Here is a 15,429-nt window from a genome sequence, read left to right as displayed (position 1 = left end):
GAAGAGACATTCTTTGAACATCAGGCGAACCCCTTCTGTTTCTCTTCTATAGCCGACAACTAAAAATCATTAATTCCACTGATCGCTAGACGAAAAAAAACCTCATCATTTCTGATGAGGTTTCTTCAAAAGTGGTCGGTGAAGAGGGATTCGAACCCCCGACCCTCTGGTCCCAAACCAGATGCGCTACCAAGCTGCGCTATTCACCGACTTTTATTTTATTTTGACTTATCAAAAAGGGAAATCTCATTCACTAAGTAAACTTGACTACCGAGTTAATGGGGTGGCTAACGAGATTCGAACTCGCGACCACCGGAATCACAATCCAGGGCTCTACCAACTGAGCTATAGCCACCACTAACTTTTTATATAACCGTTTAAAACGATTATTGAAATAGTGGTCGGTGAAGAGGGATTCGAACCCCCGACCCTCTGGTCCCAAACCAGATGCGCTACCAAGCTGCGCTATTCACCGACATTGTATTTTTTTACTTGGTTTGCGTTAGAGGGATACCCTCTGGTCCGCTTATTCCAAGGTCAGGATGCGTAACAAATCACGCTATTCACCAACATGTTTCGTTCCGATTCTAAGATAAATCTTGAATCAGCACTGGAAACCTTCATTTACGAATAAACTTGGTTACCAAAATAATGGGGTGGCTAACGAGATTCGAACTCGCGACCACCGGAATCACAATCCAGGGCTCTACCAACTGAGCTATAGCCACCACTACTTTTTGCCAATATAGTGCTTATTTTACTAAGCATCCGGATGGTACGCCCGAAAGGATTCGAACCTTCGACCTTTGGCTCCGGAGGCCAACGCTCTATCCAGCTGAGCTACGGGCGCATGCCCTATCGGCGGAGTGGAATAATACGTATATCACCCTATGCCGTCTAGTGTTTTTTTTACTTTTTTTTCTGTTTGTTCTCTTTTTCAGCAGTTCATATGCAATAAAAGCTTATATAGGATGTGATAGAGCCCTTGTCGCTGATAACTTGTTGTTTATTGCAACAAGTTATCAGGATATAATCACCCATTATTTACATTGATTTAACAGGTTACTGATGACCGATTAAGTCAAAACACAGTTTAACACTATAATTTTGGTAAGCATGTACTTACCTTGGGAATGTGAAGTGAGTTTAATGGATATGTCTCGACGAATCATAAGCGTTTTATTCGCTGCGTTAACTTTTTCTAGCGCTGCGTTTGCCACTACCGATCAAGCTGAATACGATGCAATAGCTGAACGCATCCAACCCGTAGGTCAAGTTTACCTTGCTGGCAGCGAACCCGTTAAAGCTGAACCAACAGGTCCTCGTGATGGTGCAACAGTATATGGAACTTTCTGTATTGCTTGTCACTCATCAGGTATTAGCGGAGCGCCTAAAACAGGCAACGCTGCTGAGTGGGGGCCTCGTATTGCTCAAGGTAAAGATGTCTTAAAAGATCACGCAATTAATGGCTTTAATGCAATGCCAGCAAAAGGGTCATGTATGGATTGCTCTGATGATGAAATCGTCGCAGCCATCGACCACATGATCAAAGGTCTATAAGGCAACTATCCACACCTACCAATGTGCCTAGTTAAAAAAATGCCCGTGAACTATCACGGGCATTTTTATTATTCCTATTGAACATTGCTATTTTTTGAACATCGCACGTAAGTTTGCGATATGCGCCTGTCCTTTTTCCATTCTTTCTTCTGCTGACTGCGGCTTTTTAACCGTTTCCCAATCCACATCATCATGTGGAAGTTCATCTAAAAATCGGCTCTGTGTCGGTTTAATAAGCTCACCATACTGCCTACGCTCCCGACATTTAGTAAAAGTCAGCTCTTTTTGAGCACGAGTAATACCGACGTACATTAAACGGCGTTCTTCTTCGACATTATCTTCATCAATACTTGTTTGATGAGGAAGGATCCCCTCTTCTGCTCCCATGAGGTAGACGTACGGGAATTCGAGTCCTTTTGAAGCATGTAGTGTCATCAACTGCACTTGATCAGCATCGTCATCGTCTTCACCTCGCTCCATCATGTCACGCAAAGTTAAACGCTGAACAACCTCTTTTAGACTCTTCTCTTCGTTATCGTAATTGTCACCTTCGAGGTCGGCCACAATCCAACTATAAAGCTCAGACACATTTTTCATTCGCATTTCAGCCGCTTTAGGGCTTGGCGAGCTCTCGTATAACCAATCTTCATAATTGATATCTCTCACCAAAGAACGAACCGCTTCTACGGTATTTCCACGCTCAGCATTATCTGAAATTTTTACAATCCATTCGGTAAAGCGACGTAAATTATCGAGCCCTCGACCAGTTAGATGCTGCTCCAAACCCATCTCAAAGCTTGCTTCAAATAAGCTCTTACCACGCATGTTGGCATAACTACCCAGCTTTTCGAGAGTAACCGGACCAATCTCTCTACGAGGTGTATTCACAATTCTCAAAAATCCGTTATCGTCGTCAGGGTTAACTAACACTCGCAGGTACGCCATGATGTCTTTGATCTCTGCGCGAGCAAAGAAAGAGGTACCACCCGAAATTTTATAAGGGATCCTATTTTGCATTAATGCTTTCTCAATCAAACGCGACTGGTGATTACCTCGGTATAACACTGCGTAATCTTTATATTCGGTTCGATTCAAAAAGCGGTGGGCGATCAGCTCTCCCGTAATTCTCTCCGCTTCATGCTCTTCATTTTTAGCATTCAGTACTTTTATTTTTTCCCCATCCGGAATTTCAGAGAAAAGCGTCTTGGTGATCTCATGCGGGTTATTTGCAATCAGTATATTCGCCGCTCGCAAGATACGACTAGTAGAGCGGTAATTCTGCTCTAGCTTAATGACTCTGAGTTGTGGATAGTCTTTACTCAATAAAACCAAGTTTTGTGGTTTTGCGCCTCGCCAAGAATAAATCGATTGGTCGTCATCACCAACAACCGTGAGGCGACAACGCTCACCGACTAAAAGCTTCACTAATTCATACTGGCTCGTATTGGTGTCTTGGTACTCATCGACAAGTAAGTATCGAATGCGTGATTGCCATCTTTCTCGAACTTCTTGATTGGTTTTTAGTAGCAGAACAGGCATCGCAATCAAATCATCAAAATCCAATGCGTTATATGCCTTCATCTGCTTTTGGTACATATCAAAACAGAATGCAAAAACCTGTTGCTGTTCACCTTGTGCATAAGCTATTGCTTGCTCAGGTGTCAGCATGTCATTTTTCCAATTAGAGATACTACTCAGCAACTGACGCAGTAGATCTTTATCACCATCTAACTGTTTTTCGGTTAACTCTTTCAACAATGCTAATTGGTCTTGATCATCAAAAAGCGAAAATCCGGCTTTTAAACCTAATGCTTTATACTCACGGCGGATAATATTCAGCCCCATAGTATGAAACGTTGAAACCATTACCCCTTTAGATTCTTTCTTACCTAAACTTTGTCCTACGCGCTCTTTCATTTCACGAGCGGCTTTATTTGTGAACGTCACAGCCGCGATATTGCGAGCTTTATAACCACACTGCTGCACTAAGTAAGCAATTTTATTTGTAATCACACGAGTTTTGCCCGATCCCGCCCCTGCGAGAACAAGGCAAGGTCCAGATACAAATTTTACAGCTTCGTCTTGTCTAGGGTTCAGTTTCATTGAGTTCTCAACATGGTTTCATCAGGTTTTATGTGTATTCCTCTCTATGATAATGCTGCAACACAGGGAATGCTATGCTCTCGTATACAAGATTTTCACACATTAAATGCGAAACTCTATTATGTAAAAGTGTGATCTATACGCTATAATGAATGAACGTTCATTCATTGGTGGTAAGAAAATGACCATTCATAACCCTCAGGATAAACGCCTTCAGATACTCTCAGCAGCTGAAGCTCTCATTGCAGAGGTTGGCTTTCAGGGGTTATCTATGCATAAGTTAGCAAAAAAAGCAGGGGTCGCTGCAGGCACTATCTATCGCTATTTCGATGATAAAGAACATCTCATTGAGGAAGTTCGGATACATGTAACCCAAAAAATTGCAGACGCGATACAGGAAGGTGTTGACGATTCAAAGCCGATAAAACAACGTTACCGCACCATGTGGCTAAACATTTGGAACTTGGCGGGAACAAACCTTGATGCAATCAAAAACCGGATTCAATATGATTGTTTACCTGCAACAAATAGCACTACATTTAGGGAACTAGAGCGTAAAATGTTTGCCCAAGTGGAGTTACTATTTAATGATGGTAAAAAACAAGGACTATTTAAACCACTTGATAACGAAGTATTAAGTGGATTGAGCTTAGCGGCTAGTGTCTCACTCGCACGTAAGCATTCTTTAGGATTCTACCAACTGGACGAAACTGCATTAGATGCGGCTATTGAGGCTAGTTGGGACGCAATAATTACACACTAGATCGGAGTTCTGACAATAATGAAAAAGTGGACCTTCTTTATGTTACTTATCGCTTTGACCCTTTTTGGGAGCGTGATAGGTTATAACATATTCAAACAACAAAAAATCGCAGAGTACATGGCTAATAGGCCAGAAGCGGAGTTCCCTGTAACGGTAACAAAAGCACAACCAGTAGACTGGGTACCTGTGATTGAAGCTATTGGCTTTATAGAGCCTAATCAAGGGGTAACTCTTTCAAGTGAAGCAAGTGGTGTAATTAGAAAAATTGCTTTTACTTCAGGCACGCAAATCGAAGATGACCAACTATTAGTAAGCTTAGATTCGTCTGTTGAAAAAGCGAACCTAAAAAGTGCACAAGCAAAGCTTCCTGCAGCAAAAGCAAAATACAAACGCTACAAAGGCTTGTTTACTAAAGGTTCAATTTCAAAAGAATCTTACGACGATGCAGAAGCGAGCTTTTTCTCACTTTCAGCTGATATTGAAAGCTTGAAAGCAGCAATTGAGCGTCGTGAAATCAGAGCGCCTTTCTCGGGTATTATCGGTATTCGTAAAGTTTACTTAGGTCAATACTTGCAAGCCGGAGATGAAATTGTACGTTTAGAAGACACCAGTGTTATGCGTCTTAACTTCACTGTACCTCAAACTGATATTTCTCGTATTTCAATAGATCAAGCGATCGATATCTTTGTCGATGCTTACCCAGATCAACCTTTCCAAGGAACAATCAGTGCGATTGAGCCTGCGGTTAGCATTCAAAGTGGTTTGATTAGAGTCCAGGCAGACATTCCAAATAGCGACGGTCTACTTCGCAGCGGCATGTTTGCTCGTGCGAATATCATCCTTCCTGCGCTGACAGATCAAATTACGCTTCAACAAACTGCGATTACGTTCACTCTATACGGAGACAATGTTTACATTATCTCTGAAGAAGATGGTGTGAAACGAGTGAAGCAGCAAGTTGTAAAAATTGGCGAACGAACAAAAGATAAAGCTCATATCTTAGAGGGTGTTAAGGCTGGAGATATGGTTGTGACATCAGGCCAAGTACGCCTAAGCAACGGGGCAAAAGTTAAGATTGTAGAAAACGATACAATCACCCCACCATCTGAAACACCTAAGCTGTAATTTGGAGGCATAATGCGCTTTACTGATGTTTTTATTAAACGTCCAGTTTTAGCGGTATCCATCAGCTTTTTGATCGCATTGCTTGGATTACAAGCAATCTTCAAAATGCAGGTGCGTGAATACCCTGAAATGACGAATACTGTCGTTACCGTTTCGACCGGTTACTACGGTGCAAGTGCGGATCTTATCCAAGGCTTTATCACCCAGCCTCTCGAACAGGCGGTGGCTCAAGCGGATAATATCGACTATATGACTTCCTCATCGGTTCTCGGTAAGTCAACGATTACGGTCAATATGAAGTTGAATACGGACCCTAATGCTGCGCTGTCTGATATTCTAGCCAAAACAAACTCTGTTCGGTCTCAACTTCCTAAAGAAGCAGAAGATCCAACAGTAACGATGTCTACAGGCTCAACAACGGCGGTGCTGTACATCGGTTTTACCAGTGATGAATTAGTCTCTAGCCAAATTACTGACTATCTTGAGCGAGTGATCAACCCTCAACTGTTTACGGTTAATGGTGTTTCAAAAGTCGACCTTTATGGTGGCATGAAGTACGCGCTACGTATTTGGTTGGATCCAGCAAAAATGGCGGCGGTAGATTTAACGGCAACAGATGTCATGTCGGTTCTAAACTCGAATAACTACCAATCAGCAACTGGTCAAGCAACAGGCGAATTTGTACTCTATAATGGCAGTGCAGATACTCAGGTATCGAACACTGAAGAGCTTGAAAACTTAGTGGTAAAAAGCAGCAAAGCTGAAGTTATCCGTTTAGCAGATATCGCTAAAGTATCACTAGAAAAAAGCCATGATGTTTACCGTGCGAGTGCGAATGGCAAAGAAGCCGTGGTTGCAGCGATTAATGCAGCTCCAAGTGCTAACCCAATAAACATCGCAGCCGATGTGCTGGATCTTCTTCCTCAGCTAGAGAAAAACCTCCCAAGTAACATTTCTATGAATGTTATGTATGACTCGACAATTGCAATTAACGAGTCAATTCAAGAGGTAATTAAAACGATTGTTGAAGCTGCGCTTATCGTATTGATCGTCATTACGCTGTTCTTAGGCTCATTCCGTGCGGTTCTTATCCCAATCATCACTATTCCACTATCTCTCATTGGTGTGGCAATGGTTATGCAAGCGATGGGATTCTCGTGGAACCTAATGACGCTACTGGCCATGGTACTTGCCATCGGTCTTGTGGTTGATGATGCGATCGTTGTACTAGAGAATGTCGATAGGCATATTAAACTTGGCGAATCACCTTTCCGTGCAGCTATTATTGGTACGCGTGAAATTGCGGTTCCTGTTATTGCGATGACCTTAACGCTGGGTGCGGTATATGCGCCAATCGCGATGATGGGTGGTATTACTGGTTCTCTATTTAAAGAGTTCGCATTAACGCTAGCAGGTTCAGTATTTGTTTCTGGTATTGTCGCATTAACGCTATCACCAATGATGTGTTCAAAAATGCTGAAAGCGCATGCTGAACCAAGTAAGTTTGAACAAAAAGTTCATTACGTATTGGATGGCATGACAAATCGCTATGAACGCATGCTCGGCGCTGTAATGCAGCATCGCCCTGTGTTTATAGGTTTTGCTGTCATTGTATTCGCCACTCTTCCGATGCTATTCAAGTTTATTCCTAGTGAGCTTGCACCGTCAGAAGATAAAGGCGTAATCATGCTAATGGGTACAGCACCATCAAATGCTAACCTTGATTTCATGCAAAATACCATGGATGACGTGAACGAGATCCTTTCGGCTCAACCGGAAGTGGCGTATGCACAGGTATTTACAGGCGTTCCAAGTGCTAACCAAGCGTTTGGTATTGCTTCAATGCTACCGTGGAGTGAAAGAGAGGCAAGTCAAGCTGAGGTTGCTGGGCGTGTTGGCCAACTGGTGAAAGAAATTCCAGGTATGTCAGTAACGGCCTTCCAAATGCCAGAACTTCCAGGTGCCGGTTCAGGTCTACCTATTCAGTTTGTTATCACCACTCCAAATAGCTTTGAAAGCCTATTCCAAATCACAACGGATATTTTAACCGAGGTATCTTCAAGCCCATTGTTTGTCTATTCGAATCTAGATTTGAATTATGACTCAGCAACAATGAAGATCAATATTGATAAAGACAAAGCTGGCGTCTACGGCGTTACCATGCAAGATATCGGTATTACGCTTGGCACTATGATGTCTGACGGCTACGTTAACCGTATCGATTTGAATGGCCGCTCGTATGAGGTAATCCCTCAAGTTGAACGTAAGTATCGCTTAAACCCAGAATCAATGAAGAACTACTATGTTCGAGCTGCGGATGGTAAAGCAATACCTCTAGGCAGCTTGATCTCTATTGATGTTGTTGCAGAGCCTCGATCTTTGCCGCACTTCAACCAGTTGAATTCTGCGACAATTGGGGCGGTACCAGGACCAACAACTGCAATGGGTGATGCTATCGCATGGTTCGAAAACACAGCTGAAACGAAGTTACCAAGTGGCTACAGTCATGACTATATGGGTGAAGCTCGCCAATACGTAACGGAAGGAAGTGCTCTATACGCAACGTTTGGTTTAGCATTAGCGATCATCTTCTTGGTTCTAGCCATTCAATTTGAATCACTGAAAGATCCATTAGTTATCATGGTTTCCGTACCACTTGCTATTTGTGGTGCTCTTATTGCTTTGGCATGGGGCGCAGCAACAATGAACATCTATTCGCAAGTTGGTTTGATCACCTTAGTTGGTTTGATTACCAAGCACGGTATTTTGATTTGTGAAGTGGCAAAAGAAGAACAGCTGCATCACCATAAAAATCGAATTGAAGCTGTAATGGAAGCGGCGAAGGTTCGTCTCCGTCCAATCCTGATGACGACAGCGGCGATGATCGCTGGCTTAATCCCACTGATGTATGCAACAGGAGCGGGTGCAGCACAACGCTTTAGTATCGGTATCGTAATCGTTGCTGGTCTGGCAATTGGTACTATCTTTACTCTGTTTGTACTTCCAGTAATTTATAGCTACCTAGCAGAGCAACATAAGCCATTACCAATCTTTGTTGAAGATAAAGATTTAGAAAAGCTGGCGCGCGTTGATGAAGCGAAAGCGGTTCATCGTGAGATGGCAAAAAATAGCTAAATTCACAATCTAAACAAAAGGCTACTTCGGTAGCCTTTTTTATTATCTAAAGTAACGACTTTGCGTTGTGAATTACTTAGAATGTAACCAAAATAATAGGAGTTTAGCCCACTATGTTTGATCCAAAGAAATTAGAACAAATTGCAAAACAGATTCATGAATCAATGCCTCAGCCAGTGAAAGAGCTCGGTAACGATGTTGATCAAAAAGTACGACAAGTTATCCAAGGCCAGCTAAACAAACTTGATGTTGTAAGCCGTGAAGAATTTGATGTACAAACTCAAGTGTTGCTCCGTACTCGTCAAAAGTTGACAGACATGGAACAAAAATTGGCAGCACTAGAAGAAAAACTAGCAGATAAATAATCCAACCTAGTGGATCTGTAATGATTTATCCGTAACCTCAGTAACGGATTGATAAGCAGACAAAAAGCCTTTCTTTATTTACTAAAAAGCTCAACATTTCTGTTGAGCTTTTTTCATCACTTTAGCTAAATTACATAAACTAGCCGCCTACCGCGATAGTCTTCATATCTGTCATATAGCCACGTAATTCTTCACCAATGTACTCTACTGGGTGATTACGAATGGTATCATTCACTTCGATTAACTTCGCATTATCCACAAAGTTAGAAGTTTCACCTAAACCACGACCAATCACATCAGTATTCACATTAGGCATGAATTTTTCACGCAGAAGAGGTGTTGCAACGTTAGCAAATAGGTAGTTTCCGTATTCTGCAGTATCAGAAATAACAACGTTCATTTCATACAAACGCTTACGAGCGACAGTATTCGCAATAAGTGGTAGCTCATGCAAAGACTCATAGTATGCTGATTCGTCGATGATACCTGATGCGGTCATTGCTTCGAACGCAAGTTCAACACCTGCACGCACCATCGCAACCATCAAGATACCGTTATCAAAATATTCCTGCTCTGATATTTCAACATCTGACTCAGGATAATTTTCAAAAGCCGTTTGGCCCGTTTCTTCACGCCAACCTAATAAATTTACATCATCATTTGCCCAGTCAGCCATCATCGTACTAGAGAAATGACCTGAAATAATGTCATCCATATGCTTGTTATATAGAGGGCGCATTAAATCTTTTAGCTCTTCAGACAGATCAAATGCTTTTACTTTCGCAGGGTTAGAAAGACGATCCATCATGTGAGTTACCCCACCAAATTTCAGCGCTTCTGTTACGGTTTCCCAACCAAATTGTAGTAATTTACCAGCATAGCCAGGTTCAATACCATCAGCAATCATCTTTTCGTAACAAACGATCGAACCGGCTTGTAGCATGCCACATAAAATGGTTTGTTCACCCATAAGGTCAGATTTAACTTCCGCAACAAAAGAAGATTCAAGTACGCCAGCACGGTGACCACCAGTTGCAGCAGCCCAAGCTTTTGCAATCTCCAGACCATCACCTTGAGGATCGTTCTCAGGGTGAACAGCAATAAGTGTTGGAACACCAAAGCCACGCTTGTACTCCTCACGAACCTCAGTACCAGGACACTTAGGCGCAACCATTACAACCGTAAGGTCTTTACGAACTTGCATCCCTTCTTCCACGATATTAAAACCGTGTGAATAACCTAATGTGGCACCCTCTTTCATTAAAGGCATTACGGTTTCAACAACATTTGTGTGTTGTTTGTCAGGTGTTAGGTTAACAACAAGGTCAGCTTGAGGAATAAGCTCTTCATAGCTTGCTACTTCAAAACCATTTTCTTTCGCATTCTTGAATGACTGGCGTTGTTCATCAATAGCAGCCTGACGAAGTGCATAAGCAACATTCAAACCAGAATCTCGCATATTAAGGCCTTGGTTTAAACCTTGAGCACCACAACCCACAATGACGACTTTCTTATCTTTTAGATAATCAGCTTCACTCGCAAACTCTTCACGATCCATGAAGCGGCAGCGGCCTAGTTGATCCAATTGTTCACGTAAGTTCAATGTGTCGAAATAGTTAGCCATCAGGGCTCTCCTTTATAAATACTGTCCGTTTGGTCGATATCTTACTATCGAATGACTTCATACTAAATCAGACGTAAAGTTGCTTAAAGTGATATATTCACAATTAGTCATTGCAATAAATGCAACATGGAAGATTTAAGTAAATGAATATAAAAAGCCTTCAACTCTTTATTCACTTATGCGATAGCAAGAATTTCAGTAAAACGGCAGCAGCAATGCATGTAAGTCCGTCCGCCCTCAGTCGCCAGATCCAAAAACTAGAAGACGATACTGGCCAGGCTCTATTTGTAAGAGATAACCGAAGTGTAGAAATCACGCCTGCGGGTAAAAAGCTACTTCCTATCGCACTTAATATCGTTGGTGAGTGGCAGCAATATAATGCGCAGTTAGCAGGTAATGAACATGAACTTAAAGGCGAAATACGATTGTTTTGTTCGGTCACGGCCAGCTATAGCCACCTACCTGAATTACTGTCTGAATTTAGAGTACGACACCCTCATATTGAATTTAAATTAACCACAGGCGACCCTGCTCAGGCTATAGATCGTATTATTAACGATATGGCTGATATCGCTATCTCGGCAAAACCCGATCAGCTGCCATCAAAAGTAGAGTTTGAGAAAATAAGCGAAATTCCACTCTCAGTCATCGCCCCTTCCGGTATAAATAGTTTTACTCACTTACTCCAAGAAGAATCGATTAATTGGTCTCAGATACCTTTTATTGTTCCAGAAGCAGGCACAGCTAGAGAAAGAGCAAACTCTTGGTTTAAAAAAATGAAAATCAAGCCGAATATCTACGCTCAAGTTTCTGGACATGAAGCAATAGTAAGTATGGTTGCTCTTGGATGTGGTGTTGGTATAGCCCCAGACGTTGTGATTGACAGTAGCCCGGTAAAAGAACGAGTAGAAAGGTTAAAAGTAGCGTCAATCAGACCTTTTGAATTGGGCATCTGTTGCAAACGCTCTCAACTAGAGAACCCATTAATCAAAGCTTTATGGGAAGTAGCAGAAGAAAAACATTAATTCAAAATAGTACAGACGTAAAAAAGCCCTAATCTTTCGATTAGGGCTTTTTCAAATCAGTGGCGGAGTGGACGGGACTCGAACCCGCGACCCCCGGCGTGACAGGCCGGTATTCTAACCAACTGAACTACCACTCCGCAGTGTCTATTCAGCTTACGCTATTTCTTTTTACTGTTTTATAAACAATAAAATAAATTAAAGCCTAGCAATGTCCTACTCTCACATGGGGAAGCCCCACACTACCATCGGCGCTATTACGTTTCACTTCTGAGTTCGGCATGGAATCAGGTGGGTCCGTAATGCTATGGTCGCTAAACAAATTCTTAATACATCGATAAATGACGCATTTTAATACTGGTGCTGATACCCAGACTCGAACTGGGGACCTCACCCTTACCAAGGGTGCGCTCTACCGGGCTGAGCTATATCAGCAAACAACAAAAACTCGTTTATAACGAGTTTTTGTTTAAATTTAAAGCCTGGCGATGTCCTACTCTCACATGGGGAAACCCCACACTACCATCGGCGCTACTGCGTTTCACTTCTGAGTTCGGCATGGAATCAGGTGGGTCCGCAACGCTATGGTCGCCAAGCAAATTCTTAAAATTCGGAAAGCTGTTTTCGTTCTCTAAACTCATTCAAGTTTGTCTGTATATATCGAGTCCATCAAAACCCCTTGGGTGTTGTATGGTTAAGCCTCACGGGCAATTAGTACAGGTTAGCTCAATGCCTCGCAGCACTTACACACCCTGCCTATCAACGTTCTAGTCTTGAACAACCCTTTAGGGCACTTAAAGTGCCAGGGAAGACTCATCTCAGGGCTCGCTTCGCGCTTAGATGCTTTCAGCGCTTATCGATTCCGAACTTAGCTACCGGGCAATGCCACTGGCGTGACAACCCGAACACCAGAGGTTCGTCCACTCCGGTCCTCTCGTACTAGGAGCAGCCCCCTTCAATCTTCCAACGCCCACGGCAGATAGGGACCGAACTGTCTCACGACGTTCTAAACCCAGCTCGCGTACCACTTTAAATGGCGAACAGCCATACCCTTGGGACCGACTTCAGCCCCAGGATGTGATGAGCCGACATCGAGGTGCCAAACACCGCCGTCGATATGAACTCTTGGGCGGTATCAGCCTGTTATCCCCGGAGTACCTTTTATCCGTTGAGCGATGGCCCTTCCATTCAGAACCACCGGATCACTATGACCTACTTTCGTACCTGCTCGAATTGTCATTCTCGCAGTCAAGCGGGCTTATGCCATTGCACTAACCACACGATGTCCAACCGTGTTTAGCCCACCTTCGTGCTCCTCCGTTACTCTTTGGGAGGAGACCGCCCCAGTCAAACTACCCACCAGGCACTGTCCGCAATCCCGATAAGGGACCTACGTTAGAACATCAAGCATACAAGGGTGGTATTTCAAGGTTGACTCCACCGCATCTGGCGACGCGGTTTCAAAGTCTCCCACCTATCCTACACATGTAGGGTCAATGTTCAGTGCCAAGCTGTAGTAAAGGTTCACGGGGTCTTTCCGTCTAGCCGCGGGTACACTGCATCTTCACAGCGATTTCAATTTCACTGAGTCTCGGGTGGAGACAGCGTGGCCATCATTACGCCATTCGTGCAGGTCGGAACTTACCCGACAAGGAATTTCGCTACCTTAGGACCGTTATAGTTACGGCCGCCGTTTACCGGGGCTTCGATCAAGAGCTTCGACCGAAGTCTAACCCCATCAATTAACCTTCCGGCACCGGGCAGGCGTCACACCGTATACGTCATCTTACGATTTTGCACAGTGCTGTGTTTTTAATAAACAGTTGCAGCCACCTGGTATCTGCGACTCCTAGTAGCTCCATCCGCAAGGGACTTCACCGCCAAGAGCGTACCTTCTCCCGAAGTTACGGTACCATTTTGCCTAGTTCCTTCACCCGAGTTCTCTCAAGCGCCTTGGTATTCTCTACCCGACCACCTGTGTCGGTTTGGGGTACGATTTCTTATAATCTGAAGCTTAGAGGCTTTTCCTGGAAGTATGGCATCAATGACTTCACACCCGTAGGTGCTCGACATCGTGTCTCAGCCTAACAAGAGTCCGGATTTACCTAAACTCTTAGCCTACGCACTTGAACCTGGACAACCGTCGCCAGGCCCACCTAGCCTTCTCCGTCCCCCCATCGCAATTATAAGAAGTACGGGAATATTAACCCGTTTCCCATCGACTACGCTTTTCAGCCTCGCCTTAGGGGTCGACTTACCCTGCCCCGATTAACGTTGGACAGGAACCCTTGGTCTTCCGGCGTGGGAGTTTTTCACTCCCATTATCGTTACTCATGTCAGCATTCGCACTTCTGATACGTCCAGCAGCCCTTACGAACCACCTTCAACCGCTTACAGAACGCTCCCCTACCCCACACACCTAAGTGTGCAGCCGCAGCTTCGGTTTATTACTTAGCCCCGTTACATCTTCCGCGCAGGCCGACTCGACCAGTGAGCTATTACGCTTTCTTTAAATGATGGCTGCTTCTAAGCCAACATCCTGGCTGTCTGAGCCTTCCCACATCGTTTCCCACTTAGTAATAATTTGGGACCTTAGCTGGCGGTCTGGGTTGTTTCCCTCTTCACGACGGACGTTAGCACCCGCCGTGTGTCTCCCGGATAGTACTTACTGGTATTCGGAGTTTGCAAAGGGTTGGTAAGTCGGGATGACCCCCTAGCCTTAACAGTGCTCTACCCCCAGTAGTATTCGTCCGAGGCTCTACCTAAATAGATTTCGGGGAGAACCAGCTATCTCCGAGTTTGATTGGCCTTTCACCCCTAGCCACAAGTCATCCGCTAATTTTTCAACATTAGTCGGTTCGGTCCTCCAGTTGATGTTACTCAACCTTCAACCTGCCCATGGCTAGATCACTCGGTTTCGGGTCTATATCCAGAGACTGTGTCGCCCAGTTAAGACTCGGTTTCCCTACGGCTCCCCTAAACGGTTAACCTTGCCACTGAATATAAGTCGCTGACCCATTATACAAAAGGTACGCAGTCACACCACGAAGGTGCTCCTACTGCTTGTACGTACACGGTTTCAGGTTCTATTTCACTCCCCTCACAGGGGTTCTTTTCGCCTTTCCCTCACGGTACTGGTTCACTATCGGTCAGTCAGTAGTATTTAGCCTTGGAGGATGGTCCCCCCATATTCAGACAGGATATCACGTGTCCCGCCCTACTCGATTTCACTGATTATGATGCGTCGGTTACGGGGCTATCACCCTTTGCTGCGACACTTTCCAGAGTCTTCACCTGCATCATTAAAAGCTTAAGGGCTAATCCAATTTCGCTCGCCGCTACTTTCGGAATCTCGGTTGATTTCTCTTCCTTCGGGTACTTAGATGTTTCAGTTCCCCGAGTTCGCCTCGTTACGCTATGTATTCACGTAACGATACTAGCTTATGCTAGTGGGTTTCCCCATTCGGAAATCCCAGACTCAAAAGACTTTTACTGTCTAATCTGGGCTTATCGCAAGTTAATACGTCCTTCATCGCCTCTGACTGCCAAGGCATCCACCGTGTACGCTTAGTCACTTAACCATACAACCCGAAAGGGTCTTGTGTATGGCAACTAACCAAGGTTTTTGGTTGTCATTAAGAAGGGTTAATTCTCAATGACTGTTTGCCGGACTCAATAATGGAACAATGTAAACATTGTTCCGAATACAAGACACTTGAATGTGTTTGTGTG

General features: G+C 43.9%; 8 protein-coding genes, 7 tRNA genes and 3 rRNA genes. 6 read left to right on the top strand and 12 right to left on the bottom strand.

Features of this window, described 5'->3' with window-relative positions; translation table 11 throughout:
- Nucleotides 1-132: 132 nt before the first annotated feature.
- The 5 genes from OCV39_RS00205 to OCV39_RS00185 all read right to left on the bottom strand — a co-directional run bounded on the left by OCV39_RS00205 (nucleotide 133) and on the right by OCV39_RS00185 (nucleotide 850).
- Nucleotides 133-209 (bottom strand) — tRNA-Pro (locus OCV39_RS00205).
- Between the two features lie 70 nt (nucleotides 210-279).
- A tRNA-His gene (locus OCV39_RS00200) sits at nucleotides 280-355 on the bottom strand.
- 43 nt (nucleotides 356-398) lie between these two features.
- Nucleotides 399-475 (bottom strand) — tRNA-Pro (locus OCV39_RS00195).
- A 177-nt stretch (nucleotides 476-652) separates the two neighbouring features.
- Nucleotides 653-728 (bottom strand) — tRNA-His (locus OCV39_RS00190).
- A gap of 45 nt (nucleotides 729-773) precedes the next feature.
- Nucleotides 774-850, bottom strand: a tRNA-Arg gene (locus OCV39_RS00185).
- 299 nt (nucleotides 851-1,149) lie between these two features.
- Between OCV39_RS00185 and OCV39_RS00180 the strand changes: the two genes are divergently transcribed.
- Nucleotides 1,150-1,560 (top strand): c-type cytochrome, encoded by a 411-nt coding sequence (locus OCV39_RS00180; protein WP_315973051.1) that lies wholly within the window; start codon nucleotides 1,150-1,152, stop codon nucleotides 1,558-1,560.
- Nucleotides 1,561-1,647: 87 nt separating this feature from the next.
- On the opposite strand, the gene rep is transcribed toward OCV39_RS00180, so the two are convergent.
- Nucleotides 1,648-3,663, bottom strand: a complete 2,016-nt coding sequence (gene rep, locus OCV39_RS00175; protein WP_261888685.1) for a DNA helicase Rep — start codon at nucleotides 3,661-3,663, stop codon at nucleotides 1,648-1,650.
- Between the two features lie 181 nt (nucleotides 3,664-3,844).
- On the opposite strand from rep, the gene OCV39_RS00170 reads away from it, so the two are divergent.
- The 4 genes from OCV39_RS00170 to ubiK all read left to right on the top strand — a co-directional run bounded on the left by OCV39_RS00170 (nucleotide 3,845) and on the right by ubiK (nucleotide 9,051).
- The gene (locus OCV39_RS00170) at nucleotides 3,845-4,426 is read left to right on the top strand and encodes a TetR/AcrR family transcriptional regulator (protein WP_198927064.1); all 582 of its coding nucleotides are present in this window, start codon (nucleotides 3,845-3,847) and stop codon (nucleotides 4,424-4,426) included.
- A gap of 18 nt (nucleotides 4,427-4,444) precedes the next feature.
- Complete coding sequence (locus OCV39_RS00165) at nucleotides 4,445-5,551, top strand: efflux RND transporter periplasmic adaptor subunit (RefSeq protein ID WP_261888684.1); 1,107 nt, start codon at nucleotides 4,445-4,447, stop codon at nucleotides 5,549-5,551.
- A 12-nt stretch (nucleotides 5,552-5,563) separates the two neighbouring features.
- Nucleotides 5,564-8,686 (top strand): multidrug efflux RND transporter permease subunit, encoded by a 3,123-nt coding sequence (locus tag OCV39_RS00160; protein ID WP_017052418.1) that lies wholly within the window; start codon nucleotides 5,564-5,566, stop codon nucleotides 8,684-8,686.
- A gap of 113 nt (nucleotides 8,687-8,799) precedes the next feature.
- A complete protein-coding gene (ubiK, locus tag OCV39_RS00155; protein ID WP_017052419.1) occupies nucleotides 8,800-9,051 on the top strand; it encodes a ubiquinone biosynthesis accessory factor UbiK in 252 nt (83 codons plus the stop codon).
- A gap of 139 nt (nucleotides 9,052-9,190) precedes the next feature.
- Here the strand turns inward: ubiK and ilvC are convergent, their stop codons facing one another.
- Nucleotides 9,191-10,675, bottom strand: a complete 1,485-nt coding sequence (ilvC, locus tag OCV39_RS00150; protein WP_017052420.1) for a ketol-acid reductoisomerase — start codon at nucleotides 10,673-10,675, stop codon at nucleotides 9,191-9,193.
- A gap of 143 nt (nucleotides 10,676-10,818) precedes the next feature.
- On the opposite strand from ilvC, the gene ilvY reads away from it, so the two are divergent.
- A complete protein-coding gene (gene ilvY / locus OCV39_RS00145; RefSeq protein ID WP_261888683.1) occupies nucleotides 10,819-11,700 on the top strand; it encodes an HTH-type transcriptional activator IlvY in 882 nt (293 codons plus the stop codon).
- A gap of 60 nt (nucleotides 11,701-11,760) precedes the next feature.
- Here the strand turns inward: ilvY and OCV39_RS00140 are convergent.
- The 5 genes from OCV39_RS00140 to OCV39_RS00120 all read right to left on the bottom strand — a co-directional run bounded on the left by OCV39_RS00140 (nucleotide 11,761) and on the right by OCV39_RS00120 (nucleotide 15,278).
- Nucleotides 11,761-11,837, bottom strand: a tRNA-Asp gene (locus OCV39_RS00140).
- 63 nt (nucleotides 11,838-11,900) lie between these two features.
- A 5S ribosomal RNA gene (gene rrf, locus OCV39_RS00135) occupies nucleotides 11,901-12,016 on the bottom strand.
- A 39-nt stretch (nucleotides 12,017-12,055) separates the two neighbouring features.
- Nucleotides 12,056-12,132 (bottom strand) — tRNA-Thr (locus tag OCV39_RS00130).
- Nucleotides 12,133-12,177: 45 nt separating this feature from the next.
- Nucleotides 12,178-12,293 (bottom strand): 5S ribosomal RNA (gene rrf, locus OCV39_RS00125).
- A 94-nt stretch (nucleotides 12,294-12,387) separates the two neighbouring features.
- Nucleotides 12,388-15,278, bottom strand: a 23S ribosomal RNA gene (locus OCV39_RS00120).
- Between the last annotated feature and the right edge of the window lie 151 nt (nucleotides 15,279-15,429).

The organism is Vibrio cortegadensis, assembly GCF_024347395.1.
In the GTDB taxonomy this organism is placed as follows: Bacteria; Pseudomonadota; Gammaproteobacteria; order Enterobacterales; family Vibrionaceae; genus Vibrio; species Vibrio cortegadensis.
This window is presented reverse-complemented; position numbering and strand designations above follow the sequence as displayed.